This is a genomic window from Gordonia metallireducens, from assembly GCF_021245825.1.
Classification (GTDB): domain Bacteria; phylum Actinomycetota; class Actinomycetes; order Mycobacteriales; family Mycobacteriaceae; genus Gordonia; species Gordonia namibiensis.
Genome location: NZ_JAJQJP010000050.1, coordinates 74349 through 98353, shown reverse-complemented (window position 1 = coordinate 98353; position 24005 = coordinate 74349). Strand labels below are relative to the sequence as shown.

Genomic DNA, 24005 nt, shown 5'->3' with positions numbered 1-24005 from the left:
CGGGGCTCGGCGTCAGGCGCGGCCCGGAGTGTTCTTCCGGGGACGTAGCCGAGAGTGCGGCAAAGCGGGTGCGGGCAGGTGCTGGATGTCTCCGTCGTATCCCTGTACCTGTCCGAACCGTTCGCTCTGGGCCATCCACTCCTCGCGGAATCCGACGATCTCCTCGTGCGTGCGGCCGATGAAGTTCCACCACATCACGATGTCCTCGCCGAACGGGGTGCCGCCGAGCAGGATCACACGGGCGGAGTCGTCGGAGACGTTGGTCAGCGTCAGTCGCGACGCTCCCACCCCGACGTAACCGAGTTCGGTGCGCTGGAGGGGGGCGGCGCCGGTGTCGGCCACCTCGATCGTCCCGGCGTCGACGAGGATGCCGTGTTCGAAGGTGGGATCGACGTCGAGGTCGGCGGTCGCGCCGGGCGCGAAGTCGAGCTGGGCGCCGAGCAGCGGCGTGAACGTGTGCACCGGCGACCGGGTGCCGAGCAGCTCGCCGAGGAACACCTTGGCCGTGACCCCGTCGAGCACGACGTCGTCCGGGCGGTGGTGGGCGAAGTCCCGCGGGGTGTCGACGGCATCGGCAGGAAGCGCGGTCCACAGTTGCACGCCGTGCAGGACCGTGGTCTCCGGCGTCGACACCTCGGTGTGGGCGATGCCGTGTCCTGCGGTCATCAGGTTGATCTCGCCGGGGCGGACCATCGCGTGGTTGCCCATCGTGTCGCGATGTTCGACCTCGCCGGTGAACAACCAGCTGACCGTCTGCAGGCCGGTGTGCGGATGCGGCGGCACGTCCATCCCGCCGGAACTCGCCACGTCGTCGGGTCCGTAGTGGTCGACGAAGCACCACGCGCCGATGAGCGACCGTGAGCGTTGGGGGAGCGTCCGGTGAACGGTCATCGCGCGCGGGCCGCCGAGGGGTACGTCGCGTGCGGTGAGGACTTCCAGACGAAGGTGCCCGGACCCGGTCGCACTCTCGGCGTCGGTGCGGCATTCGACCTCGGCCGGCTGGGCCTCGAGATTGCTCATGGCGATCATTCTCCCCGGCGTCGGGACCCCGGTGTCCGGAACCGAGACTCAGACGACGGTCGGGTTCTCGAATCGCATGGTGATCTTCTCCACCGAGCTGGTCATCAACGCATGCCGGCCGAGTCGCAGGGAGCGGAGTTCGGCGGCGATGGGGTGGTCGCCGAGTGTGAGGCTCGCTCCGCCGAGGCGGGTCCGGGTCCCGCTCACCGATGTCAGCCGCCAGGGGGTGAGCCGGGTGACGCCGTCGAGCTGGGAATAGGCGTGCAGGACGGTGTCGGCGGTCGTGTCCGGGACCTTGATTCCCGGTTTGATCCGCAGATCCGCGACGAGCGAACCGTCGGCCTCGAGCCGGCCGCGTCGAACCGACGAGGTGTGGTCGACGTCGAACTCGGCCAGCGTCTTCGGGAAGCCCCAGATCCCGCGCCCGGCCGCGAGGGTGAAGTCGCCGTCGACCGGGAGGCGGTGCACGAGGGCACGCGCGTCGCCCTTCCCGAGGGAGCGGAGCGCGCGGAGCGGCGAGGTCGGGGGTTGCGACGGGTCGTCGACGAGGAAACAGACGCCGAACTCGTTGTAGGGCCCGAGGTCGCCGTCCACATAGTCGACGAAGACCAGCATGCACATCGCGCGGCCCGGTCGGATGCGCAGCGGGCGCAGGGTGCCGGGGCGTGCGGACTCGCTGTCGATCGCACGCTGGACCGCGGCCGCGTCGGCGGTGAAACCCGCGACGAAACACTGCGCGTGCCGGATCTCGACGGGCATCGTCACCGTGGTGCCGAGGATGTCGTGGGACGAGGGTGCGGTCACCGGTACTCCTTCTACTGATCTGCGTGGTGTCTTGCGACACGGTTCGACGCAAGACTAGAACGTGTTCTAGTCTTGCATGATCAGGCCGTGGAGACGTCGGAGAAGGCGGATGTCCTCCATACTGTGGACACGGGAAGCGACAAAACGAGACGGATCGTCGCAGGTCCGCCCTGGAAAGCGCCCGGTGTCCGACTTGTCGTATACGGTTCGCCTCGTGTGCGGCCGGGCCACGCTGTGTAATTGCTGAGAGACGTGTGCAGGCCGCCCGGTGAGCCGACGAAAGGGGGCGTCGTCGATGCCCGAGGGTAACGTCGCATCGCCGCACCGAAAGGGTGCCGCACCGAGCCAGGTGCCGACGACGAGGTGCGCACGGTGACGAACGACGTGGCGGCGGTGGACCGTGCCATCCGGGTGGGGATGGTCGACGATCACCGCTCGCCGATCTGGGGGATCGAGCGGGTGCTCGACCCGGTCGACGACATCTCGCTGGCCTGCTCGGCGTCCACGGTCGCCGGCGTGCTCGCCGGGATGCCACTCGATGTCGTGCTGCTTGATCTGCGCCTCGACGACGGCACCACGCCCAGGGAGAACGTCAACACGCTCTCCGCGGCCGGTGTCGCCACGGTCGTGTACACATCCGGCGAGCATCCGGCACTCCTGCGTTCGGCGGCCCGCGCGGGCGCGCTCGGGGTGGTACTGAAGTCGGCGGAGGAGTCCGTCATCATCGACGCCATCCGGGCGGCTGCCGAGGGGCGGGCGGTCCTCACCACCGAGTGGGCCGCTGCCATCGACGGCGACCCGGAACTGGCCGCGGTCGACCTCTCGCCGCAGCTGCAGAAGGTGCTGGCCCTGTACGCGTCGGGGGAGACCTCGGCTCGCGTGGGTGCGGCTCTCGGTGTGTCCGCCGAGACGGTGAACGAGTACCTCAAACGCATTCGTCAGAAGTATGCAGACGCCGGCAGGCCGACCCGGACAAAGGTCGACCTGTTCAAGCGTGCGGTGGAGGACGGCTGGCTCCCGGTGCCCCAGCGGCACCGGAGTCGTGGTGCGTCGGATCGTCGGCAATAGGCCGATCCGGATCGGGCCCAGGGACTGCCCAGTTCGGAATCAGTAGGCAAAAAAGGGGAACGGTGGGGAATCAGTGGTCGATCGGCGCCGGAACGGTAGAAGTCCCCATTTCTGGGTCTACCGGGCGACCGACAGCGGCACTACCTTCAGACCATTGGGAATGACGCGTGGAGCGTGCGGCGGCGGGGGACGTGGGCGATGCGCCAGATAAATAGGGGATGGACCAGTGACGGCCACTTCAGAGTTCTACCGAACCGCACAGTCCCGGGGGGCCGTGGACCAGCGTCGTGTCGGCTCGCCGGAAACGATGCTCCACAACGGCATCACCCGGCTTTCCGACTACCGCCCGGCCGCTGACCGTGCACCGGCGGCGCTGCCGCGGCCGAGCCTGTCCGACCGTGAGGTCGAGGTTCTGCTCGCCTGGCTCGCCGCCGAGTCGAAGGAAGAGGCGGCCGCCCGACTCTTCATCTCGGCGTCGACCGTGAGCACCCACCTTGCACGAATCCGTGCGAAGTACACCGCGGTGGGCCGCCCGGCCCCGACGAAGACGCACCTCTTCGCGCGAGCCCTCCAAGACGGATACACCAGCCTCGATCGCTGGTGAACCACTGACGCGCGACCTGCGGTGATCCCGGGAACGGGGTTCAGCGCAGGTCGCGCGCCAGCTTGGGCCAGGTCGCGTACAGGTCGTCCTGCCAGTAGCCCCACGAGTGGGTGCCGGTCGGCCGGAGGTTCACCTGCACGGGAAGCCCGAGCGAGCGCATCCGCTGCACCATCTGACGGGTACAGATGTCGATGGCGACCTCGATGCCGCCACCGACCACGGCCTGATTGACCAGATCGAAGGCGCTGCCGTCGATACTCGGGTCCCCGAGCTGCTCATGGGAACCGGGCAGCCCGGTTCCGCTGGTCATGTAGACCTTGGTTCCCCGCAGCTTCTCGGCGTTGAGGTAAGGGTCGTTCGCACGCCACCCGGGTCCGTTCAGCGGACCCCACATGTTGACCATGTTCGCGCCACCACGATCCTCGACGACCATCCGGATGTACTGCTGTCCGACCGGATCACTGGTCCGGGCGCATCCGCTGAACGCGGCGACGGACCGGTACAGTCCCGGGGCGGCGATGGCCAGGTTGAGTACCGAGGTCCCCGCCATCGAGATACCCGCGAGGGCGTTGGCGCCGGTGGTCGGGAACTCGGCGTCGATGATCGGCGGGAGTTCCTCGGTCAGGAACGTCTGCCATTTGTTGCGGCCGAGGACCGGGTCGTCACGCTGCCAGTCCGTGTAATACGAGAAGGCGCCGCCGATCGGCGTCACCACGTAGGCGTTCTTGTCGGCGAAGTACTTCTTGTACGTGGTCCGCGCGTCCCACGTCGCCGAGTCCTCGCCGCCGCCTGCGCCGTTCAACAGGTACAGGACCGGTGCCGGTCGCGACCGGTCGCGGGGCGTCAGGACGGTCACCGCGACCGACCGGTCCATCGCCGCGGAGTGCACCAGCAGCGTTGTCTGCTGAGGGTCGTCGGCATAGCGGTCGATGACCCGCGATCCGGGTGCTGCGCCGGCAGGTGGCGCGGATACGAAACCGAGGGCGGCGAGCAGTGCCGCCACCGTCATCAGGACCGTCCAGAACCGTCCGCCGTTCACGCCCACCGCGCCCCACCTGTCTTCTGTGTTTTCCCACCTCTGCCCACGCAGAACGCGTCGGATGGCGAGGTGGCCCCGTCGTCAGTGTAGGCACCGTTCACCGGCGGGCTCGGCGATACCGGTTCGGCTCAGAGCGGGACCTGAGCCAGGATCGGCGTGGTCGGCTGCGGGGAACCGCCCGTGGGCTCGATGGTCACCGCCAGCACCTGGGCGTCGCCGAGATCGTCGACGACGACGGGTTCGGTGTCGCCGCCGGGGATCAGGCCGGCCGGAACCGGATTCTCCGCTCCGCCCACCAGCCAGAGCTGGAAGGTGCTGTCCGGTGAGAGCGGACGGCTCAGATCCCGGATCAGGGTCACCGCGCGGCCGGCGGTCGCGGAGGTGATGACGGTGATCGTGCCGCGGTCGTCCGCGAGAGGTTCGGCGGTCAAGGTCGCATCACCGGCGGCGAGGACCGTGAGGACGTCCCGTTGCGTCTCGCCGACCGCTGTCGTGGCAGGCGAGGGTTCCGGTGCCGTGGTGCGGCCGATCAGGACGCCGGCGCCGAGGGCGACGACGACGGTCGCCGCGGCGGCGGCGAGCACAGCCGTCGTCCGGCGTGGGCTCTGTCGGCGTCCGCCGATGGGCACGGGCTGGGTGGTCGGCGCCTCCGAGGCGCCGTCGGCGGCTGCCTCGTCGAAGACATGGGTCAGCACCCGGTGCCGAAGATCAGAGGGCGCCTCCAGGGCGTACGTGCTCGCGAATCCGGCCATGGCGGTGTGGATCTCGACGATCCGGGACTCATAGGCCGACCGCGCGTCCGGCGAGAGCGCGGCGAGTTCCCGCTCCGCGCGGAGGGTCTCCTCCGGGGTCAGAGCGGAAACGGCGTACAGCTCGATGTGGTCGTCGAGCCAGGCGGACATTCGGTCGTCGGGCTCGGTGTCGGTGGTTGTCATGGTCAGGTCAGGCATCCTCCTGCGTCCTCAGGCACTGTTTCAGGCGGCGAAGGCCGTCTCTGATGCGGGACTTGACGGTGGGCAAGGGGGTTTCGGTCTGCTGCGCGACCTCCGGGTAGGTCAGGCCGCCGAAGTAGGACATCTCGATTGAGCTCCGTTGCAGTTCGGTCAGCTCGCCGAGGCATGTGCGTAGCGTACGCGCCTCGTCGGCGTGGACAGCCACCTCGAGCGGAATGTTGCGTGGGGTCTCCACCGAGGCCGCACCATAGTCCGACATCCGGTCCTGCTGCAGCTGTTCGCTGCGTACGCGATCGACGGCGCGACGATGGGCGATGGTCATCATCCAGGTGAGGACCGACCCGCGGGCGGCGTGGTACTGATCCGCCTTCTGCCAGTACTGCAGGTAGGCCTCCTGCACGATCTCCTCGGCGTATTCGCGGTCGCGGACCACGCGGAACGCGAGTCCGTAGATGCGCGAACTCGTCAGGTCGTACAGCCGCGTGAACGCCGCACGGTCCCCGGTGGAAGCCGATGCGAGAAGATCGCGCAACAAACGAGATTCGTGTCCACGTCCGTGGTCCGCATCGGGGGTCGCGCTGCCGTCATCCGATGTCACTTCATCACGGTAACCGGAATGGTCGGAACTTCTCCGGTGATCGGCGATCACCGGTTCGCTGACCGTCGGTAAAGGACAAGGGACACAGGGACGCACACGGCCAGGATGACCAACGACGAGCCCACTGCATACCCCACGGCATGGTCGGCCACCCACCCCGTCGCGGCCGGGAACATCGGTGGTGCCTCGTTCCCGAACAACTGCCGGCAGGCGGTCGCGACGGCGGTCACCGGGTTCCACTCCGCGATGGTGCGCAGGGGGCCGGGGAGGCTCTGGGCAGAGATGAACGCGCTCGACAGGAACGTCACCGGGAACATCCAGAGAAAGCCGATACTCTGTGCCGCTTCGACATTCGGTGCCGCCAGACCGGTCACGGCACCGACCCAGGCCATCGCGATGGCGAAGAGCCCGATGATGCCGAAGGCGATGGCGGCGTCGGCGGCGCTGCCGTAGACCCGCCAACCGATGGCCAGTCCGCAGGCGACCATGACCGCCAGTCCGACGGCGCCCAGGAGCATGTCCGAGGTGACCCGGCCGCTGATGACGCCCAGTCGGGACATCGGTAGCGAGCGGAGGCGGTCGATGATCCCGTCCGAGGTGTCGTTCGCCAGGCCGACGGTGGTGAAGGCGGCATTGAACACGACGGTCTGCGTGAAGATCCCCGCCATCAGGAACTCGCGGTAAGAACCGCCGCCGAAGGTCGCGCCGAAGACATAGGCGAAGAGGAAGACGAACATCAGCGGCTGGATCGTCGCGCTGATGAGGAGCGTCGGTATGCGTTTGACGGTCAGCAGGTTTCGCTCGACCAGTACTGCGGTGTCAGTGAACACGGGCTCGCTCCGATCGGCTGGGCGGAATGTCGGTTACGTCGGTGAAGCTGTCGTCTGTTCCGGCGACAAACTCGGCGAAACCGTTGACCGTCTTGCCGTCGATGTCCGGTTCGGGCGCCGTGACATCCGACTCGCTTGGCGTGTCGGCGATCTCGTCGACCGGAGGAGCTTCCGAGCCGGAACGGTCGGTCAGTGTCAGGAAGACGTCGTCGAGGGTGGGTGTCGACACGGATGCGTCGACGACCTCGATGCCGGCGCTCGACAGCGCCCGGACCGCCGCGACGGCACTGCGGGTGCCCGCGTCGACGGGGACCGACCAGCGCGCCGAGTCGGTGGCGGCATCACCGTCCGGTCCGAGGCGTTCTGCCGGTCCGACTCCGATGTCGGCGAGGGATGCCGACACCTGTGCCTCGGCGCCGTCCGTATGGGGGACAACGACTTCGACGGTGAGTATCGATCCACCGGTGGCTGACTTCAGCTCCGCCGCGCTGCCCTGGGCCCGGATCGTGCCGTGGTCGATGACGGTGATCTCGTCGGCGAGGGCGTCGGCCTCCTCGAGGTACTGCGTCGTGAGCAGAACTGTCGCGCCGGAGCTGACCTGCTCGGCGATGACCTCCCACATCTGGCGTCGTCCACGCGGGTCGAGTCCGGTCGTCGGCTCGTCGAGGATCACCAGTGAGGGGCGGTTGATGAGGGCGCCGGCGAGGTCCAGACGACGACGCATGCCGCCCGAGTAGGTCCGCATCGGTCGGTCGGCGGCGTCCTCGAGGTTCAGCTCCGCGATCAGTTCGCGGGCACGCTCGGATGCCACCGAACGTGGTTGCCCGTACAACTGGCCGACCATGCGCAGGTTCTCGAAACCGGTCAGGTTCCCGTCCACGGCGGCGTACTGGCCGGACACCCCGACGATCTTCCGGACCGCGCCGGGATCGGCGATGGCATCGACGCCGTCGACGATGACCGAGCCCTCGTCCGGGGTCATCAGGGTCGCCACCGCGCGGACGGTGGTCGTCTTGCCCGCGCCGTTGGGGCCGAGCAGGGCATGCACCGTTCCGGTGGGGACCGAGAGATCCAGTCCGTTCAGGGCATGGACCCGCGGACCGCGGCCGAACAATCCGGTGCGGAAGGTCTTCTGCAGCCCGCGGAGCTCCAGCGCGTACGGTGACGCCCCACGGCCCGGTGATTCGTCAGCGATACTGTGTCGCCCCACGGGTGGCCTCGCTTCCTTCGTCCTGTGCACTCTCCATCGTCCGGATCAGGCTGGCGGGCCGCATGTCTCGCCAGTTCTGTTCGACGTACTCGAGGCATTCGTCGTGGCCGGACGGGCCGAAGACGGTCCGCCAGCCGTCGGGGACGGGTGCGAACTCCGGCCACAGCGAGTGTTGGTTCTCGTGATTGACGAGCACGCGGAAGACTCCGTCGGTGTCGTCGAAGGGATTGGTCATCACTTCTCCTGTCGTGTGGCGGCCGCCGGTGACCCCGGCGATACACCGATGGCATGTACCCAGTCGGACACGTGCTCGGGCAACATCATTCGTGCATGGGTGCTGTGCGCCTCGATCTCGACGACCCGTCCGGTCACCTTCGAGTGCCAGGCGTCGACGGCGGGTGCGCCGGGCTGGGGATCGACGGTGGCGGTGACGAAGGTCAGGTCGCCGTCGTAGACACGCGGCCGCCACCTCTCCGCCAGCGGGGAGGCGTGGCGGAACACCTCGTGGACCTTGCCCAGGGCCTCCCGGGTCAGGCCACCGAGCGCTCCGCCCACCGAGGAGATGATGCGGTGCGCGTCGGCGACGGTGAGTTCTTCTGTCCCGGAGAGCTCTTCGCTGCCGAGTTCGAGGCCGAACTCGCGCATCAGGTCGGTGATCGACGCCTCGGCATCGAGGTCCGGTCGCTCGGAGACGACGTAGCTGTCGAGTACGACGAGCCGGGCGACGTCGTCGCCGGCCTCCCGCAGCTGAACCGCCATCTCGTGCGCGATGAGTCCGCCGAGCGACCACCCCACGAGGTGATACGGGCCCTCCGGGGCGACGGCCCGGATCTGCGCCACGTACTCGGCGGCGAGGTCGCCGATCGTGCGGGGACAGGGCTTCCCGGACAGCGCCGGATGCTGCAGTCCGTACAGCGCCCGGCCGGCGGGCAGGTGGGGCAGGAGCGAGGTGAAGCTCCACGACAGTCCGATCGCCGGATGGACGACGAACAGAGGTGGCCCGCCGGGATTCTCCGCGGTGTCGCCGCGTTGCCGACGCAGGGGCAGGAGCACGTTTAGCCCAGTTGTGCCGGACTGTTCCGACGGGTCGGTCGGCGCCGCCCCGTCGATGCCCAGTGCCGCGGCGAGTTCCGCCGGGCTCGGCGCGCCGAAGAGTGACTGCGCGGACACTTGGCGGCCGGTCCGTTCGGTCAGGCGCGAGGTGACGGCGGTGGCCAGCAGGGAATTGCCCCCGAGGTCGAAGAAGCCGTCGTCGGCCCCGATCGTGTCCATCTCGACCTCCAGGACCTCGGCGAAGACCTGCGCGATCGTCGTCTCGCCACCCGGGGCCGGTGCGCGACGGGTGGCGTCATCGGCGGGTGCGGGCAACGCCTTGCGGTCGAGCTTGCCGGTGGGGGTCAGCGGGATGGAATCGAGCAGGGTGACCGAGGTCGGCACCATGTGCCGGGGGAGCCGGCGACTCACGCGGCGTCGTAGATCGGCGGGGTCAGGTGCTGCTCCGCCGGTCGCGGTGACGTAACTGCGGAGCTTCGCCGCAGCTCCGCTGCCCTCGACGAGGGTCACCGCGAAGTCGACATCCGGCTCGGTCGTCAGGGCGTCGTCGATCTCGCCGAGCTCGATCCGGAAGCCGCGGACCTGCACCTGGGTGTCGCCGCGTCCCACGTAGACCAGCCGGCCGTCCTCGGTCCATCGGACCAGGTCGCCGGTGCGGTACATCCGGCGACCGGCGAAGCGCGGTCCGGTGACCATCGGTGCCGGCACGAAACGGGTCGAGGTGAGACCCGGCCGGCGATGGTAGCCGCGGGTGATCTGCGGGCCCATGAGATAGAGCTCGCCCACCACCCCGGCCGGGACCGGATGCAGACGCTCGTCGAGGACGAGCGCGCCCACTCCGTTGTTCGGCGTGCCGATCGTCAATTGCCGGTCGGGCGTGAGTGATTCGCTGCCGGTGATGATGATCGTGGTCTCGGTCGGTCCGTACACGTTGATCAGGGTCCGTCCGGGAGCCCAGCGCCGGACCAGGTCGGCGCCGTAGTCCTCACCGCCGACGGCGAGCGCCCGCAGCGAGGGCACCGCGGCCGGTGACATGCTCGCGACGGCCGCCGGCGTGATGAACGCATGCGTGACCTGCGCGGAGTCGATGACGTCGCTGAGTGCCTCACCGCCGTAGACCTGGGGTCCGACGATGACCAGCGGAGCCGAACCGGCAAGGGCGAGCAGCATTTCCAGAACCGACGCGTCGAAGCTGGGCGACGCGAAGTGCAGCACCCTCGACATCGGACCCGGGGCCATCCGGTGGGCGAGTTCGTCGTGCACCGGACGCAGCCCGGAATGCGGCACGAGTACACCCTTGGGCCGTCCGGTCGAACCGGAGGTGTAGATGATGTAGGCGAGCTGATCGGGCCGGATCGTCGAACCGCGTTCGGCATCGGTGATCGGTGACGGCGACGAGTGCTGCAGTCGCGTCTTCGTCGACGCGTCGTCGAGCACCAGCAGCGGCGTCGGATCCCCGGCCATCCCGGCGGCGATGGATTCGCTCGCCGACGCGGTCGTCACGACGAGCCGTGCGCCGCTGTCGCCGAGCATGTGGGCGATCCGGTCGGCGGGATAGGTGGGGTCGATCGGCACATAGGCCGCGCCGGTCTTCACGATGGCCCAGATCGCCACGAGTGACTCGATCGACCGCTGTATGGCCATCGCGACCACGTGTTCGGCGTCCGAGGCGCCGACGCCCCGACCCAGCAGTACGCGGGCCAACCGGTTCGAACGCGCGTCGAGCTCTGCGTACGTGATGGTCTCGGGAGAATCCGGCGAGCCCGTGATGGCGGCCAGGCCGTCGGGATTACGCTGCACAGCTTGCGCGAACAACCGGTCGAGCGTGGTCGGCATCTGCGCCGGACGGCCGAGTGACGGTGTGCGCTCGGCGATCTCGAGCGGGTCGGTGATCCGGATGTCGCCGATTGGCCGCCCCGGGTCGCCCAGCATGCCGCGTACTACCCGCATCAGGCGCGTCGCCAGGAGTTCGGCATCCTGCCGGCGGTATCGAGCGGTGTCGTAGGTGACCTGGAGGGCGGCATCTCCGTCGCGCATGCCGGTCAGCGTGAACTGCAGGTCGAATTTCGCTTCCGGGGAATCGAATTCGGCGATCGACGCGCGGAGTCCCGCATCCATCTCGATGGTCGTCGCCGGCAGTCCGTCGGCGGGTCCGCCGGTGTTCCCGGCCGTGTAGTCATGGACCGACAGCGCCACCTGGAACAGCGGATGCCGTCCGGGGGTGCGCGGCGGGTTCAGCGACGCGACGAGGTCGTCGAACGGGAGGCCGCGGTGGTCGAGCGCGTCGACGTCGGCGTCGCGTACCCGGCGGACGAGTCCGGCGACCGTGTCGGCCGCCTCCAGACGTGTCCGCAGCGGCACGACGTTGACGAACATACCCACCACACCGCTGTAGTCGTGGTCTGCGTCGTGGCCGATGCGATTGGCGACCGGGCTGCCGACGACGAGATCGTCGCCGAGGCCGAGCCGGTTCAGCAGGATCGCCAGTGCCGTGTGCAGGACCGAGAACGGAGTGGTCGACTGCTCACGGGCGAAGGCGATCAGGCCTCGGGTGTGTGCCGGAAGGCCCAGACTCATGGAGCCCGCTCCGGATTCGGACGGCCGCGCATCCTCCGCCGGCGGCGCCACGGTGGTCTCCGCCGGGGCGTCGGCGAGAGTCTCCTCCCAGAAGCGGAGGTCGTCGGCGAGGCTTTCGTCGTCCGCACTCTCGAGCGCGTGATCGCGGTAGTCGACGTCGGCCGGCGTCCAGTTCTCGATACGGCCGCGTCGACGTTCGCCGTAGGCGCGGGTGAGGTCGGCCACGAGGATCGGCAGCGACGCACCGTCGGCGGCGATGTGATGCAGGACGAGCACGAGTACGTGTTCGGCCTCCGTGCCGGCGGTCGAGCTGCCGGCGGTCGAGCTGTCGGCGACGAGTGTCGCGGTGATCGGCGCACACCTGGCGAGATCCATGGGCCGGGTTGCCGACCGGGTGATTTCGGTCGCGACATCGGTCGTCCACTGCACCGTGAGGTCCCCGATCACGGCCTCCGGGTCGTCGAGCACTCGCCCCATGGGGCCGTGTTCGCCGGGTTCGAAGACGGTGCGCAAACTGGTGTGCCGGGCCACGATGTCGACGAGTGCGCCGCGCAGCGCGGGCACGTCGAGGTCTCCGTGCAGGTGCAGCACGAAGGGCATCAGGTACTCGGTGGACTCGGGGTTCGCGGTGGCCATCGAGTGGAGCCGACGCTGGGCGGGAGCCAGCGGGAACCGCTCGGGCCGGTCCGAAAGCCGTTCGGGCGCAGTCTGTTCGATTGACCCCGAGATGAGGTCGGCCGCGGCCGGTGCACTCACGTCCCAACCCTCCGGGAGCATGAGCAGCGGCGCGAGCGCTTCGGGTGTCGGGTGATCGAAGACGTCCCGTACCCGGAGCCGTTCACCGATGTGGACGCGGTTGATCCGGCTGACCAGCGTGGTCGCCTGCAGTGAGGTGCCGCCGAGGAGGAAGAAGTCGTCGGTGGCCCCCACCTCGTCGGGACGGAGATCGAGAACGCCGGCGAGGATGTGCGTCAGCGCGGTCTCGGCGAGAGTGCGCGGAGCGCGACCCGACGTCGACACCGCTGTCGTGGCGGGATCGGGGAGCGCTCGGTGATCGAGCTTCCCGTTGCCTGTCAGGGGGATCGCATCGAGGACGACCACCGCGGACGGGACCATGTGTCGCGGGAGGCGCTGCCGGACGGTGTCCAGAACGGCTGCGGTGTCCGGTGCGTCGGTCGGATCGGTGGAGGTGACGTACCCGACCAGCACCGCGTCCGCACCCTGCCCACGGACGACGGTCGTCGCGAAGTCGACGCCTTCGGCGGCGCTCAACGCGGCGGTGACCTCGTCGAGTTCGATGCGGAAGCCGCGCAACTTGACCTGGTTGTCGCTGCGGCCGTGGTAGACCAGCGATCCGTCGGCGTCGCGCCGGACGATGTCGCCGGTGCGGTACATGACGTCACCGGAACCGCCCGGGCGGGCGACGAACCGGGCGGCGGTCGGTCCACTCCGGTCGAGATAGCCACGGGCCACGCCCGGGCCGCTGATGTACAGCTCGCCGGGGACGTGATCGGGCACCGGGCGCAGGCGATGGTCGAGGACCAGCGCGGTGCAATCGGTGACCGGGGTGCCGATGGTGATCGGCGCGCCCGGACGGAGCGGCTGCGACATGACGGCGACGATGGTGGTCTCGGTCGGGCCGTAGGAGTTGACGTAGCTGCGGTCGGTTCCCCACCGTGCCACCAACTCCGGCGTCGAGGCCTCGCCTCCGACTCCGAGCGTGCGCAGCAGAGGCAGTGGATGCGGGGCGGCGGTGGCCAACGCGGCCGGGGTGATGAACGCATGGGTGACCGCGTGCTCGTCGACGAAGTCGACGAGTTCGTCACCGCCGTAGATCGTCGACGGGACGATCACCATCGTCGCGCCGACCTCGAAGGCCAGGAGGAACTCGAGCGTCGCGGCGTCGAAGGCCGGGGAGGCGAAATGCAGGGTGCGATCCCCGGGGGCCACCCGGTAGCGATCGCGCTGCGCTGCACCGAACGCGGCGAGTCCACGATGGGTCACGCTGACGCCCTTGGGCTTTCCGGTGGACCCGGAGGTGTAGACGACGTACGCGAGCGAGTCGGTGTGGCGCGGACCCGCGAGCGAATCGGCATCCGGGGTCGGGCTCTCCCACGGGACACCCAGGATGCCGGGAGAGGCCCACCAGATCTCCTGGGGCACATCCGCGAAGCGATCAGCGGAGGTGATGCCCAGGCGGGCCCCGGAATCGCTGATCATGTGGGCGACCCGGTCGGCGGGGTAGCGGGTGTCGACGGGAAGGATCGCGGCACCGCTCTTGGCCACCGCCCAGGTGGCGATCACCGAGTCGATGCTGCGCTCGAGTGCCACGGCGACGACGTCGTCGGTGCCCACCTCGAAGGCCTGCAGGTTGTGCGCCCAGATCGTCGAGATCTCGTCGATCTCGGCGTAGGTCAGACTGCGACCGGAGTCCTCGACGGCCACCCGGTCGGGATACCGGCGTGCCGTGGCGGTGATGATGTCGGCGAGGTGGCGCGGTGTGATCGTGGGTTCGCCGACCGGTTGGAGGTCTCCGGCCGTCGTCAGGTGGAGATCGTCGAGGGGGACGTCGGGGTGTGCCGTCGCGGCGTCGGCGAGATCGGTGAACATCCGGGCCAGGGTCTCGACGCGAGCGCGGGTGTGGACGTCGGTGGCATAGGTGAACCGTGCGCGCCCGTCCCGGATGCGGAGCTCGAGATCGAAACGCGCCGTGCCGGTGTCGATCTCGTCGGCATCGATGCGCAGATCGGAGATTCCGGAGCCGGCGTCGAGCGGACCTGATGCCGCTCTGTCGGTGGAGGCGTCGGTCGTCTGTGCATCGAAGGCGAGCGCGATCTGGAAGATCGGATGCCGGCCGTCACGAGGAGGATTGACCATCGAGACGATCCGCTCGAACGGCATGTCGGATTGCGAGAGCGCCTCGAGGTCGCGGTGACGAACGGAGTCGAGCAGAGTCGTGAAGCTCTCACGACCGTCCACCGGGGTCCTCAAGACCACCGAGTTCACGAACATCCCGACGACGTCGGCGAGACGGGGGTCGTTGCGCCCGGCGACCGGGGTGCCGATGACGATGTCGGAGGGCGCGCCGCCCACATGGGTGGCGGGATCGGCGTGCAGACGGTGGAGCAGGGCCGCGAACAGTGCGTGCACACTCATGAACTCGGTGGCGTGGTCGGGGGAGACGGCCATCAGCCGACGGCGGATCTCGGCGCCGAACTCCACCTCGACGACCTCGGCACGACGAGGCCGTCCGGCCGGGGCGTCGGGGATCAGGATGGGACCGGCGTCGATCCCGTCGAGTTCGCGTCGCCACCAGTCCGTGAGCTCACCGTGATCGGCGAGGTTCTCGGCCTGCCACCGCAGGTAGTCGAGGTAGTCGATCGCGGTGCCGGTGATGGGCTTCGCGCCGGTCGTGGCACCGTCACGGAGTTCGGCGTAGGTGCGGGTGATGTCCCGATGGAGCGGGATCATCGACCACCCGTCGGCGGCGATGTGGTGGATGACGATCGACAGCCGGTGGTGCATGGCGTCGCCGTCGATCCGGTGCAGTGCGGTCCGCAGCGGGAGGTCGGTGGTCAGATCGAACGGGCGGGCGGCGAGAACCCGGGCCAGATCCGGCCAGTGCGCTTCCGTGGTGTCGGTGACCGCGAGGTCGAGAGTGACGGCGTCGGCGGGGTGTACGTCGAGGACAGGCTTGCCGTCGTGATCGGGATAGACGGTTCGCAGCATCACGTGGCGGTCGACGGTGTGCCTGATCGCGGCGGCGAGTGCATCGACGTCGAGACGACCGCGGAGGTCGAGCGCGAACGCGATCGCGTAACCGGCTGTCGCGGAACCGTCCCCATCAGCGGTCTCGCCGACGGCGAGCTGGTTGAGGAACCAGAGCTGCTGCTGGGCGGGACCGGGCTCGACGGGTGCGTCGGCATCGTGCACGAGACGGGGGATGCGCGTCTCGTTCATGTCCGCTCGCTCGAGATCCCGCGCGGGCACGAGGCGTGCGATCGCGGCGACGGTCGAATTGTCGAAGACCTCGCGCACCGGTATCCGGTGGCCGGTCAGGTGCTCGAGCGCGCCGACGATCTGGGTCGCCAGCAGCGAGTTCCCGCCGAGGTCGAAGAAGTCGTGGTGACGGCCGACGGTGCCGGGTTCGAGGCCGAGTCGTTCGGCGATGAGGTCGGCCACCGTCTGCTCGGTGGGCGTGAGCGGCGCGACGTAGGCGACGCCGGTCTCGGCCGGCAGGGCCTCCGGTGCGGGCAGCGCGCGCAGGTCGACCTTGCCGATCGGTGTCGTCGGGATCTCGTCGAGTTCGACGATCGTCGACGGGATCATGTGTCGCGGAAGACGATCCGACAAACGCTCACGAACGTCCGACGCGGTGTCCGCGGTACCGTCCGCCATCGTCACGTAGGAGACGAGATGAGCGCGGTCGCCCTCGCCGTGGGTGGTCGTGACCGCCGCGCGCACCGCGGGGTCGGCGACGAGCACGGCGTCGATCTCCCCGAGTTCGATGCGGTGACCGCGAACCTTGGTCTGATGGTCGGCGCGGCCCCGGAACTCGAGTTCGTGATCGGTCGTCCAACGCACCAGGTCGCCGGTGCGGTACATCCGCTCGCCCGGATCGCCGAACGGGTTGGCGATGAACCTCTTCGAGGTCAGTGGGCGCACCCCGTGATACCCGCGGGCGAGATGCTCACCGGCGACGTACAGCTCGCCGACCGCGCCGGGGGCGACCGGCTGCAGACGTTCGTCGAGCACGAGCACGGAGACGCCACGAATGGGCCGTCCGATGGTCAGTGTGCGGTAGTCGGGTTGGATCGGCGACGACACGGCGGCGACGACCGTGGTCTCCGTCGGGCCGTAGGCGTTGAACAGCCGCGGCCCGCTCGACCACGTACGCACCACCTCCGGGTTGGGATGCTCGCCACCGATGACGAGGGCCTCGAGTTCGGGGACGTCGGCGGGCGACATGGTGGTGAGCACGGACGGGGTCAGGAAGGCATGGGTGACATGGCCTTCCCGCATCAGCTCGGCCAGTTCGGCGCCGCCGACGATGCCCGGCGGGATGATGTGCATCGTCGAACCGGCCGCGATGGCCATCAGGATCTCGAGCACCGACGCGTCGAAACTGGGTGAGGCCATGTGCATGGTCTGGCTGTCGGGGGTGATCCCGTACTGCGTGACCTGCTGCGCCGCGAAGTCCGCGAGACCGCGATGACTGACCACCACGCCCTTGGGGGTGCCGGTGGTGCCGGATGTGTAGATCAGGTAGGCGGGCTGATCGACATCGAGCGGGCCCGGGCGTTCGGCGGACGACACCGGCGCTGCGGACATCCGGAGTACCGATTCGACGACCTCGTCGTCGTCGAGGACGAGAGTCTTCGGGAGATGCTCGGTGCTGCTTGCGGATTCGCCGGCCAGTGCGGTCCGCGGGTCGGAGGACCGGTCGGTCAGGAGGAGGCGGGAACCGGAGTCGCCGAGCATGTGCGCGATACGCGCCGGCGGGTAGGCCGGGTCGACGGGCACCCACGCGGCCCCGGACCGGGCCACGGCCCACATGGCGATCATCCAGTCCACGCCACGCGGAAGCGCCACCGCGACATGACGTTCGGGACCGGCGCCCCGTTCGATCAGCAACCGCGCGAGCCGGTTCGACGCGGCGTCGAGGTCTCGATACGTCAGCGACCGCGTGCCGTCGGTGATGGCGATCCGATAGGGGGAGGACGCGGCGGCCGTGGACAGCAGCGTCGTCAGATGCTCGACGGGTCGGCGTCCCTCGCCGACTGCGGGAACGAGGTCGAGTCGTTCGTGGAGGTCGAGGACCGGGAGGTCGCCGACCGCGGAGCTCGGCTGGGCGGTGGCCGCCTGCAGCAGGCGGTCGAGGCGCGAGGAGAGTGCGGCCACCGTGGACCGATCGAACAGGGCGGTGGCGTAACCGATCTCGAGAGACAAGCCGGCAGGCTCGCCGTCGGTGTCCTGCGTCTCGGTGAAAGTCAGCTGGAGGTCGAAGGTGGAGTACCCGGTGTCGACGCGTGACGCGGTGGCCGAGAGGCCGGCGAAGTCGAGACGGATGGCCGAACGGTCCTCCAGCGCGAGGGACACCTGGAAGAACGGATGGACGTGCGACGACCGGTCCGGGTTGAGTTCGGTGACGAGACGGTCGAAGGGCAGGTCGGCGTTGTCGAAGGCGTTGAGGTCGACGTCGCGTACGTGCGCCAGCAGATCGACGAAGGCGGTGTCCTTGTCGACCGCCGTGCGCAGTGCCAGCGTGTTGACGAACATGCCGACGAGACCGTCGAGGTCGGCGTCCCCGCGTCCGGCGACAGGTGTTCCGACGACGACGTCCGACGACTGGGACAGCGACCGCAGCAGGGTGGCCACGGCGGCGTGCAACACCATGAACACGGTGGAACCGGTGGCGACGGACAGATCCCGGATGGCGCGGTGCGTGTCGGGTGAGAGGGTGTGGATCACCGACGCGCCCGATGCGTCACCGCGGCCGGTACGCGGGCGGTCCAGCGGCAGATCGGTCTCGCCGGGGGCGTCCGCGAGGGTGGCCCGCCAGAACTCGAGTTCGGCGGTGGCACCGACGCTCTCGGACACCCAGGCATGACGGTCCGCGCTGACCTGCGAGTAGGTGACGGGCAGTGCGGCCCAGTCGGGTTCGTTGCCTTCGCGGCGAGCGCGGTACGCCGTCGCCAGGTCGCCGGCGAGGGGTGCCAATGACCATCCGTCCGCGGCGATGTGGTTGACCACCATCGTGAGGCGGTGGTCATCGTCGGAGGTGCGGACGAGACGCGCCCGGATCGGCAGGTCGACGGCGAGATCGAAGGTCTGGGAGGCGAACTCACGGTCCGGGAGATCGCGCACGTCCTGCGCCCGCAGGACCGGCAGGTCGACGGTCACCGTATCCGGCGGTTGCGGCGACATGAAGGCGGTGCCGTTGCGCTCGACGACGACGCTGCGCAGCGGTTCGTGGCGGACGATGACGTCGGTGAGGGCCTGCCGCAGGGCGTCGGAGTCGAGCGTGCCGACAAGGCGGACGGTGAAGGGCATGTTGTAGGTGGCCGCGCCGGCCGGATCGAGGCGGGTGGCGAGCCAGAGCCGGTGCTGTGCCGGTGACAGGGGCACCGGGGAGCCGTCGAGGACGCGCGTACCGGCGCGGGGCGAGGTGCTCTCCGGGGAATCGTCGACTCCGACACCCAGATCGGTGAGCGCGTCGACGATCCCGCCGATGTCCGCGGCATCGAAGATCGTGCGGATCGAGATGCGCCGGCCGGTCGCCTTCGAGAGACGGGAGGCCACTCGGGTCGCCGACAGCGACGTGCCGCCGATGGCGAAGAAGTCGTCGCGCAACGAGATCGGTGCGCTCTCCGTCGACTCGGGGTCCAGTCCCAGGACGTCGGCGACGGTGCGCACGACGAACCGGTGGAGCGCGGTTTCGGGTGCGACGAACTCGCGGTCGGTGCGTAGTTCCGGCCGGGGGAGCGCCCGGCGGTCGAGCTTGCCGTTCGAGGTGGTCGGGAGCTCGTCGAGCACCATGACGACCGTCGGGATCATGTGCGCGGGCAGCGCCGACTCCAGTTCGCTCCGCAACTCGCGGGTGTGCAGGTCGGCGGTGCCGCTGACGTAGCCGACGAGGACGGGTCCGTCGACGACGAGGTCGTCGCGGACGAGGACACCCGCGGAGGCGACTCCGCGCAGAGAGCCCAGCGTGGACTCGATCTCGCCGAGTTCCACTCGCTGACCGCGGATCTTGACCTGGGAGTCGGTGCGTCCCAGGTACTCCAGTTCACCGTCGGCGTTCATGCGGACCAGATCGCCGGTGCGGTAGAGACGTTCGCCGCTTCCGTCGGGGGAGGCGATGAATCGCGCTGCGGTGAGGTCGGGCCGTGCCCGGTAACCGCGGGCGAGCTGGACGCCGCCGAGGTAAAGCTCGCCGACGGCGCCGGGCGGCTGCGGACGCAAGCGGTGGTCGAGGACGTGCACGCTGGTGTTCCACACGGGTCGGCCGATGGGCACGACCGGGACGTCCGCACGGCAGGCGTCGTGGTGGGTGACGTCGATGGCCGCCTCGGTGGGGCCGTACAGATTGTGGATCGGTGCGGAGGTGAGTGCTGCGGTCGCACCGACCGTGCCCGGCGTCAGTGCCTCGCCGCTGGTGAAGATCTGGCGCAGCGACCCCAGCGTCGTCGTGGCCCGCCGGTGTGCACCGCCAGGGGTGTCGGCGTCGGCGGAGAGGGCCGCCGAGAACGCGGTGAGCATCGACGGGACGAAATGCACCGTGGTGATTCGGTGTTCGTCGATCACGTCGCGCAGGTACCAGGGGTCGCGGTGTCCGTCGGCAGAGGGGACCACGAGCGCGGCACCGGTGACGAACGGCCAGAAGAACTCCCAGACCGACACGTCGAAGGTGGCCGGGGTCTTCTGCAGGACGCGATCGGACTCGGTGAGGGAGTACCACTCCTGCATCCATCCGAGCCGGTTGACGATCGCGCGGTGGGTGATCGCCACGCCCTTGGGCTTGCCGGTCGAACCGGAGGTGAACAGCAGGTACGCGGTGTTGTCCGGGCCGGCGACCGGCGCGGGATCCCGTCGGTCGGGGTTCGCGCGCAGCTCGGCCAGATTCTCCTCGGTGATGACGAGGTCCGGGGCTGCGACCGCCAGGATGTGCTCGAGACGGTCAGCCGGCTCGTCCGGGTCGACCGGGACGAAGGCCGCGCCCGACCGGACGACGGCGTGCAGAGCCAGCACCTGATCGACGCTGCGGCGGAGCTGGACGGCGACGATGCTCTCCGCTCCGATGCCGCGATCCTGGAGGGTCGCTGCCATGGACCGTGTCTGCCGGGCGAACTCGGCATGGGAGAGAGGCCGGGATTCGTCTGAGTTCCGTGGGTGCGCAGCGATGAGGGCGGGCGCGTCGGGATGGGCTGCGGCAGCCTGGTCCAACAGGTCGACCAGGGTGCGCTCGCCGAGTTCGACCTGTGCGCCGGTGGAGTGGTGAGACAACTCGGCGTACTCGCACTCGCGCAGCACGCTGACGTGGGACACCGGGGCGTCGGGGGCGGCGGTGACCAGGGCTTCGAGGAACTCGACGAGCCGCCGGTGGTGGGTGGCGATCTCGTCATCGGCGTAGATGTTCGGATTCGCCTCCAGGTCGACGCTCATGCCGCCGTCGAGGCTGTCGTAGACGTTGACCGAGACGTCCTCGATCGGCCCGGTGGACAGCACGTTGAGCTCACCGTGCACAGGTCCGAAGTCGATGTGCTGGAAGAACAGCATCACGTTGACGAGCGGTCCGAAGAACCCGCGACGGGCCCCGGCGGCCCCCAGGATGTCGGCGACGATGTCCTCGTGGCGGTACTTCTGGTGGCGCACGGCGCTCTTGATCTCCGCGTTGACCGCCGCGAGCAGATCGGCCACGGTGGCGTCGTCGTCGAGTGTGACGCGCAGTGGGACGACGTTGGAGATGAGGCCCGCGGACGTTCGCAGGATGTCGCGGTCGCGCGCCGCGACCGGAAGGCTGAGGACCGCCTCGTCACGATCGGTGAACCGGGCGACGTAGGCGGCGACAGCGGCGGTGATGACCGACGCCGGCCGCACCCGGTGGGCCCGTGCCAGGGAGCGGATGCGGGTGACCAGGTCATCGTCGAGGGTCGCCGAGTTGACCTTCGACAACGGCGCGGCCGGACCGGAACGCCTGGTCAGAGTGGCCGATTCGGGCAGGTCGTCCAGATGATGCGACCAGTACTCCCGATCGGCGAGGAACTTCTCCGACGTCCGGTACTCGACGTCCATTGCGGCGATCTCGGCCATCGTCGCGGTGTCGGCCAGGGGAGGCGGGGTGTCGTTGACGATCGCCGTGTAGTGCGACGAGACACGGAGCATCAGGTACATGGCGGCATAGCCGTCGTACCCGATGTGATGACCGCGGCAGTACCAGATCGAATGTCCCGGACCGATTTTGAGCAGGTGTGTGTCGAGGAGGGGATCGGAGAACATGTCCGGACTCTTCGACCGGTGATCGTCGATCCAGGCCAGCGCGGCTGCGCGCGGGTCCGCGGCGTCGCTGAAATCCTGTGTGCCGACGACCAGTCTGCGCGACCGGTCGATGGTCAGGGTCGGTTCGGCGTCATCCGTCGGGGTGAGCCGCAGCATGGAGGCTTCCGTCTCCAGCTCGGTCAGTTTCGTCGCGCGCTGCAGGATCTCGGGATCGATGTCCACCGGAGCGCCGTCGGAACCCGTTGTGTCACCGCGAAACTCGATGTACGCGTCGATCGTCAGCGGTACATCGGGTTCGAGCTGCTGGGCATAGAAGATGCCACGTTGGGCGGCGGTCATCGAGATCGTGGGATCGGGGTCGGATGTGCTCTCGATGTGGCTGCTCTGCCGGATGGTGTCTTCAGTGGTCACGCATGCCTCCCCTGTGTACGCGCGCCCGGCGGTCGAGGACCGAAGTCCTGAGAGGTCAGGTCGCGCGTGTCGTGCTGGACGTCGGACACCGATGACGTGAGATGTGTGGTCACGCTCGGGTCGAAGCAGATCCCCCGGCACTCGACGCTCGTCGGGTGCCCCGTCGGCCGCAGGTTTGCTTACTGCGTTCCGGACGGAAAGCCGTACTGATCGCTCGCGGTTTGAATCGCCAGTGCCGGCCGGTCTCGTCCCATGGGTGCTTCGTGCGGGGTACCGGGCCAGATGGGTCCGGCTCGAAAAAAGTTTTGCCCGATTCGGGTGATTGCCAAACGCTTCACCGTCGTCTGCGGTAGGGATTTGGCTCCCACCTGCACGTTCCCCTACACTTGTGGGGTTGCCTGCGGCACTGCTGTGTCGCGAATCGGCTCACGAACCCACTGGGCGAAGCGTCCAGGTGTCACAGCCTGGAGGAAAACCCCAGGCAGGCGTGTGTTCGGTGGCAACGGACCGTGTGCGTCGGGTCGGAAATCCGGCGTACATAAGAAGCCAGGTCAAGGAGACTAACGAGTGATTCAGCAGGAATCTCGCCTGCGGGTCGCCGACAACACCGGTGCCAAGGAAATCTTGTGCATCCGCGTGCTCGGCGGTTCCTCGCGGCGCTACGCCGGCATTGGTGACGTGATCGTCGCCACTGTCAAGGACGCCATCCCCGGCGGCAACATCAAGAAGGGTGAGGTCGTCAAGGCCGTCATCGTGCGCACCACCAAGGAGCGCCGGCGTGCGGATGGCAGCTACATCCGCTTCGACGAGAATGCCGCCGTCATCCTCAAGGGTGAGAGCGATCCCCGCGGTACCCGCATCTTCGGCCCGGTCGGCCGCGAGCTGCGTGAGAAGAAGTTCATGAAGATCGTGTCGCTGGCACCGGAGGTGATCTGAGCATGAAGGTTCACAAGGGTGACACCGTGATCGTCATCTCGGGCAAGGACAAGGGCGCGAAGGGCAAGGTCATCCAGGCCTTCCCGAAGACCCAGCGTGTCCTCGTCGAGGGCGTCAACCGAATCAAGAAGCACACCGCCGCGTCGGCCAACGAGCGCGGTGCCTCCTCCGGCGGCATCGTGACCCAGGAAGCCTCGATCCACGTCTCGAACGTGATGGTCGTCGATTCCGATGGCAACCCGACTCGCGTCGGCTACCGCGTCGACGAAGAGACCGGCAAGAAGGTCCGGATCTCGCGCAAGAGCGGGAAGGACATCTGACATGACCTCTACCGAGACCAAGATCCAGCCGCGCCTGAAGACTCGCTACCGCGAGGAGATCAAGGGCCAGCTGAACGAGCAGTTCGAATACTCCAACGTGATGCTGATCCCCGGCGTCGTGAAGGTCGTCGTGAACATGGGCGTCGGCGACGCCGCCCGTGACGCGAAGCTGATCAACGGCGCTGTCGAGGACCTGGCCAAGATCACCGGTCAGCGTCCGGAGATCCGTCGCGCCCGTAAGTCCATCGCGCAGTTCAAGCTGCGTGAGGGCATGCCGATCGGCGCCCGCGCGACCCTGCGCGGCGACCGCATGTGGGAGTTCCTGGACCGCCTCGTGTCCATCGCCCTCCCGCGTATCCGCGACTTCCGCGGTCTGTCGGACCAGCAGTTCGACGGGAATGGCAACTACACGTTCGGTCTGAACGAGCAGTCGATGTTCCACGAGATCAACATCGACAACATCGACCGCCCGCGGGGTATGGACATCACCGTCGTGACGTCTGCCCGCACGGACGAGGAAGGCCGCGCGCTGCTGCGTGCCCTGGGCTTCCCGTTCAAGGACAACAACGTTAAGGACAACTGA

14 protein-coding genes are annotated in these 24005 nt (G+C 68.6%); 5 read left to right on the top strand and 9 right to left on the bottom strand.

Features of this window, described 5'->3' with window-relative positions; genetic code table 11:
* Nucleotides 1-12 precede the first annotated feature (12 nt).
* Nucleotides 13-1020, bottom strand: a complete 1008-nt coding sequence (locus LQD00_RS19455; protein ID WP_232718918.1) for a pirin family protein — start codon at nucleotides 1018-1020, stop codon at nucleotides 13-15.
* A 48-nt stretch (nucleotides 1021-1068) separates the two neighbouring features.
* Nucleotides 1069-1824: an acetoacetate decarboxylase family protein gene (locus LQD00_RS19450; protein ID WP_232718916.1), complete on the bottom strand. Its 756-nt coding sequence runs from the start codon at nucleotides 1822-1824 to the stop codon at nucleotides 1069-1071.
* Between the two features lie 417 nt (nucleotides 1825-2241).
* Between LQD00_RS19450 and LQD00_RS19445 the strand changes: the two genes are divergently transcribed.
* Nucleotides 2242-2892: a helix-turn-helix transcriptional regulator gene (locus LQD00_RS19445; protein WP_232718949.1), complete on the top strand. Its 651-nt coding sequence runs from the start codon at nucleotides 2242-2244 to the stop codon at nucleotides 2890-2892.
* Between the two features lie 226 nt (nucleotides 2893-3118).
* Nucleotides 3119-3496: a LuxR C-terminal-related transcriptional regulator gene (locus LQD00_RS19440; RefSeq protein WP_232718914.1), complete on the top strand. Its 378-nt coding sequence runs from the start codon at nucleotides 3119-3121 to the stop codon at nucleotides 3494-3496.
* 40 nt (nucleotides 3497-3536) lie between these two features.
* Here LQD00_RS19440 and LQD00_RS19435 read toward each other — a convergent pair whose 3' ends face one another.
* The 7 genes from LQD00_RS19435 to LQD00_RS19405 all read right to left on the bottom strand — a co-directional run bounded on the left by LQD00_RS19435 (nucleotide 3537) and on the right by LQD00_RS19405 (nucleotide 22166).
* Nucleotides 3537-4505, bottom strand: a complete 969-nt coding sequence (locus LQD00_RS19435) for an alpha/beta hydrolase (RefSeq protein ID WP_269785222.1) — start codon at nucleotides 4503-4505, stop codon at nucleotides 3537-3539.
* 158 nt (nucleotides 4506-4663) lie between these two features.
* Nucleotides 4664-5485, bottom strand: a complete 822-nt coding sequence (locus tag LQD00_RS19430; RefSeq protein ID WP_232718910.1) for an anti-sigma factor — start codon at nucleotides 5483-5485, stop codon at nucleotides 4664-4666.
* Nucleotides 5478-6086, bottom strand: coding sequence for an ECF RNA polymerase sigma factor SigK (gene sigK, locus LQD00_RS19425; protein WP_232718909.1), 609 nt, complete (start codon nucleotides 6084-6086; stop codon nucleotides 5478-5480). The genes LQD00_RS19430 and sigK overlap by 8 nt, the downstream gene beginning before the upstream one ends.
* Before the next feature lie 47 nt (nucleotides 6087-6133).
* A complete protein-coding gene (locus LQD00_RS19420) occupies nucleotides 6134-6916 on the bottom strand; it encodes an ABC transporter permease (protein WP_232718908.1) in 783 nt (260 codons plus the stop codon).
* Entirely contained in the window at nucleotides 6906-8126 is a 1221-nt protein-coding gene (locus LQD00_RS19415) for an ATP-binding cassette domain-containing protein (RefSeq protein WP_232718900.1), read from the bottom strand. The genes LQD00_RS19420 and LQD00_RS19415 overlap by 11 nt, the downstream gene beginning before the upstream one ends.
* Nucleotides 8104-8361 (bottom strand): MbtH family protein, encoded by a 258-nt coding sequence (locus tag LQD00_RS19410; RefSeq protein ID WP_269785210.1) that lies wholly within the window; start codon nucleotides 8359-8361, stop codon nucleotides 8104-8106. The genes LQD00_RS19415 and LQD00_RS19410 overlap by 23 nt, the downstream gene beginning before the upstream one ends.
* Entirely contained in the window at nucleotides 8361-22166 is a 13806-nt protein-coding gene (locus tag LQD00_RS19405; protein ID WP_232718893.1) for a non-ribosomal peptide synthetase, read from the bottom strand. Before LQD00_RS19405 ends, LQD00_RS19410 begins: the two co-directional genes overlap by 1 nt.
* A 567-nt stretch (nucleotides 22167-22733) precedes the next feature.
* Between LQD00_RS19405 and rplN the strand changes: the two genes are divergently transcribed.
* From rplN to rplE, 3 genes are read left to right on the top strand one after another with little or no spacing between them, the layout of a single operon-like run.
* Nucleotides 22734-23102 (top strand): 50S ribosomal protein L14, encoded by a 369-nt coding sequence (gene rplN, locus LQD00_RS19400; protein WP_006434640.1) that lies wholly within the window; start codon nucleotides 22734-22736, stop codon nucleotides 23100-23102.
* A 2-nt stretch (nucleotides 23103-23104) separates the two neighbouring features.
* Complete coding sequence (gene rplX, locus LQD00_RS19395; RefSeq protein WP_005197643.1) at nucleotides 23105-23422, top strand: 50S ribosomal protein L24; 318 nt, start codon at nucleotides 23105-23107, stop codon at nucleotides 23420-23422.
* Nucleotide 23423: 1 nt separating this feature from the next.
* On the top strand, nucleotides 23424-24005 hold the full coding sequence (gene rplE, locus LQD00_RS19390; RefSeq protein ID WP_006867018.1) for a 50S ribosomal protein L5: 582 nt from the start codon (nucleotides 23424-23426) through the stop codon (nucleotides 24003-24005).

Bases quoted from the DNA above. Each gene is read 5' to 3' on its own strand.
- rplE (WP_006867018.1), top strand. From the start codon at position 23,424: ATGACCTCTACCGAGACCAAGATCCAGCCGCGCCTGAAGACTCGCTAC.
- rplX (WP_005197643.1), top strand. From the start codon at position 23,105: ATGAAGGTTCACAAGGGTGACACCGTGATCGTCATCTCGGGCAAGGAC.
- LQD00_RS19435 (WP_269785222.1), bottom strand. From the start codon at position 4,505: ATGACGGTGGCGGCACTGCTCGCCGCCCTCGGTTTCGTATCCGCGCCA.
- LQD00_RS19410 (WP_269785210.1), bottom strand. From the start codon at position 8,361: ATGACCAATCCCTTCGACGACACCGACGGAGTCTTCCGCGTGCTCGTC.
- LQD00_RS19445 (WP_232718949.1), top strand. From the start codon at position 2,242: ATGGTCGACGATCACCGCTCGCCGATCTGGGGGATCGAGCGGGTGCTC.
- LQD00_RS19455 (WP_232718918.1), bottom strand. From the start codon at position 1,020: ATGAGCAATCTCGAGGCCCAGCCGGCCGAGGTCGAATGCCGCACCGAC.
- LQD00_RS19430 (WP_232718910.1), bottom strand. From the start codon at position 5,485: ATGCCTGACCTGACCATGACAACCACCGACACCGAGCCCGACGACCGA.